1 protein-coding gene is annotated in these 3,642 nt (G+C 77.0%); it reads left to right on the forward strand.

What is annotated here, in order from left to right:
- On the forward strand, positions 1–3,642 hold a 3,642-nt coding region (locus LCD33_RS28395), incomplete at both ends, for an ADP-ribosylglycohydrolase family protein (protein WP_255617900.1).

Raw genomic sequence — 3,642 nt, forward strand, 5'->3', positions numbered from 1 at the left:
CCGCCGCACCGAACACCCGCGCCGCACCGCCCGCCGACGTCACGCAGCCCGCGAAGGTTCCCGGGGCCGCGCAGCAGGCCCCCGACCCGATCAGCAGCGACCACGGGCAGCGGTTCCTCGGCAGCATGCTGGCCGCGGCCGCCGGGGACGCGCTCGGCGGCCCCGTCGAGACCTACCCGGTGGAGCAGATCCGCAGCCGCTTCGGCGAGCGCGGCATCACCGACTACGACCGCACGGGCGAGCACTCGGGCGAGTTCACCGACGACACCCAGCTGATCCTGTTCACGCTGGAAGGGCTGATCCGCGGGCACGTCGCCACCCGCGGCGGCGCCACCGGCGGCCCGCTGCCCGCGGTCCAGCTGGCCTACCAGCGCTGGCTGCACACCCAGGGCCACGCGTGGGCGCGCGTGGCGGGCCCGTTCGCCGAGCAGCACCCGGAACCGACCGGCTGGCTCGTCGCCGAACGCGACCTGTTCGCGGTGCGCTCGCCGAACGCCGAGTGCATCACCGCGCTGCGCGAGTTCGCCACGCACGGCCGCCCCGGCACGTTCCAGCGCCCGATCAACGACTCGGACGACAACACCGGCGTGGTGCGCGCCGCGCCGTTCGCGCTGTGGTCCGAGGACCCGCGCGAGGTGTTCCGGCTCGCCGCCGCGGGGGCCGCGCTGACCTGCGCGAAGCCCAGCGGCTACCTGCCCGCCGGGGTGCTGGCGGTGCTGGTGCACCGGCTGCTGCGCGGCGAGTCGCTGCCGGACGCGCTGACCCTGGCTGGCGAGCTGCTCGCCGAGTGCGAGGGGCACCAGCAGACCGAACGGCTGCTGCTGGTCGCCGAGGACCTCGCCGCGCAGGGCGCTCCCACCGCGGGGCAGCTCAAGGACCTGCTCGGCGGTGGCTGGAGCGGGCACGAGGCGCTGGCCATCGCGGTGTGCGCGGCGCTGAGCCACGACGGTGTCGGCCCGGCCGTGATGGCCGCGGTGAACCACTCCGGCGACAGCGATTCGACCGGCGCGATCTGCGGCGCGATCGTCGGCGCCCGGCACGGTGCGTCCGCGCTGCCCGGCGTGTGGCTGCGGGACCTCGGGCAGCGGGAGACCGTCGAGAAGTTGACCGCGGACGCGCTGGTCGAGTTCGGCCCGCAGCCGCGCACCGACGAGACGTGGGCGCAGCGGTACCCGGCGGCGAAGGACTTGATCGACCTGGAGTTCCCGGCGGAGCTGCCGCGCTCGGCGCGGACGGGCACCGCGGGGTCGCCGAGCGCGGCGTCGGAGAAGCCCGGCGAGTCGCCGAGCACGACACCGGAGAAGCCCGGCGAGTCGCCGAGCACGACACCGGAGAAGCCCGGCGAGTCGCCGAGCTCGGGGTCCGAGAAGACCGGCGAGCAGTCGAGCTCGGGGCCGGAGAAGACCGCGGAGCAGCCGGGCTCGGCGCGGGAGGGCGCGGGCTCGGCGCGGGAGGGCGCGACCGAGCGCACCACCGAGCAGCCCGCGATCCGGGACGAGGAGTCGGTGCCGGAGGAGTCGGCGCCGGTGGCCAGGTTCCCGATCCCGGGCGGTGCCGCGCGCAGCGGCGACGAGCAGCCGGCCACGGCAGGGAAACCCGCGGAGTCCACTTCGGACGGACCGACGGGCCTCGCCCCCGGTGGCCGCACCCCGGCGGTGCCCGATGGGACCGCCGAGGACGCCGGCGCGGCTTCGGAGGAGGACGCGCAGCCCGAGCAGGACTCGGCCCCGGAGCGGACCGAGAAGCCCGCGCAGACCGGGAAACCCGAGCAGACCCCGAAGCCCGAACAAGCCGAGCAGACCCAGCAGGACGAGCAGACCCAGCAGGACGCGAAGTCCGAGCGGAGCACCGCCGACCAGGCCGCGCCGGACGCCCCGGCCGCCGCACCGCTGCCCACGATGGGTTCCTGGCCCGCGACCTCCTCGAACGGCCGCGACGGCGCCGCCGAGCAGGACGGGACCACGGCCGGGAGCGAGACCGCCGAGCCCGGATCCGCCGACGAGGCCGCGGCGAACGCCCGAGGTGCGGCGCAGCAGCCGGCGGCGCCGCTGACCGAGCGGATCGCGATGCCGCGGTCCGGCCCGGCCACCCGGAACTCCGGCGGTGCGCCGCAGCCGGCCGCGAAGCAGCCACCGGTCACCACCACCCGCGAACTCGCCGAGCCCGCCACCGAACGCGGCGCCCGCATCCTCGGCTGCCTGCTCGGCGGCGCGGTCGGCGACGCCCTCGGCTACCCGGTGGAGGACGACTCCATCGAGAAGATCCGCGCCGAGCACGGCGCGGCGGGCGTGGTCGACTTCGCCGACGCGCACCGCCCCGGCGGATCGATCAGCGACGACACCCAGCTGACCCTGTTCACCACCGACGGCCTCATCCGCGCCTCGATCCGCCGCAGGCTCTACGACGAGACCGATCCGGCGCAGCAGGTGCAGCACGCCTACCAGCGCTGGCTGCACACCCAGGGCTTCGACTGGAAGGACGCGGGCGGGCCGATCGCGATGACGCCGCCGGATGGCTGGCTGATCCGGGAGAAGGGCCTGTTCGTGCGCCGCGCGCCCGGCGCCACCTGCGTGCAGGCGCTGCACGGCTACGCCACCAGCGGGCGGCTGGGCACCTTGACGAACCGGATCAACGACTCGAAGGGCTGCGGCGGCGTGATGCGCGCGGCGCCCGCCGGGTTCTGGTCCGACGATCCGGCCGAGACGTTCCGGGTGGGTGCGGCCACCGCGGCGCTGACCCACGGGCACCCGAGCGGGTTCCTGCCCGCCGGAGCGCTCGCGGTGATCGTGGCGCAGCTGCTCGGCGGCCGGTCGTTGCCGGAGGCGGTGGACCGGGCGCTGACCGAGCTGTCCGGCTGGGAAGGGCACGAGGAGACCACCAGCGCGTTGCGCCGCGCGATCGAGCTGGCCACCGAGGGCACGCCGACGCCGGAGCAGATCCAGCACCGGCTCGGCGACGGCCGGGTCGGCGAGCAGGCGCTGGCCATCGCGGTGTGCGCCGCGCTGGCGCGCCCGTTCTCCTACACCGACGCGGTCGTGCTGGCCGCGAACCACTCCGGTGACAGCGACGCGACCGCCTCGATCTGCGGCAACATCATGGGCACCGCGCACATGGCGAGCGCGATCCCGGAGAACTGGCGGCAGCGGGTGGAGCTCGGCGAGGTCGTCGAGCAGCTGGCGCGGGACGCCACCGAGGAGTTCGGCGAGCACCCGCCGTCGGTGCCGGAGTGGCTGCGCCGCTACCCGGCGGGCAGCTCCCCCGCTGCAGGTTCGAGCGGCGCCGCCGCTGCGGGTTCGGACGGCGCCGCCGCGGAGCCGGAGCGCGAGTCCGCGCGGCCCGCCCCGGAGGCGGCCGAGCAGACCATGGTGATGGCGCCCATCCCCGCCGTGCCCGACGAACCCCCGGCGAGCGCGCCCGCGGCGCCGCCCGCGACCTCGGCGGGGCCGAAGGGGAGCGCATCCGAACCGGCGGCGAGCGCCCCCGAACGGGCCGCGGAACGGGGCGAGGCCGCAGCGCCCGCATCGGCGGCGCCGGTCGCCGCCGCACCGGCCGTCCCCGAGTCCCCGGCCGCTCCCGCGACCCCGGCCGTCCCCCCCCCCCCCGCCGCGCCCCCCCCCCCCCCCGCGGGCGCCGCCCCCCCCC

It is taken from the genome of Saccharopolyspora sp. 7B, assembly GCF_020177435.1.
Lineage (GTDB): Bacteria > Actinomycetota > Actinomycetes > Mycobacteriales > Pseudonocardiaceae > Saccharopolyspora_C > Saccharopolyspora_C gregorii.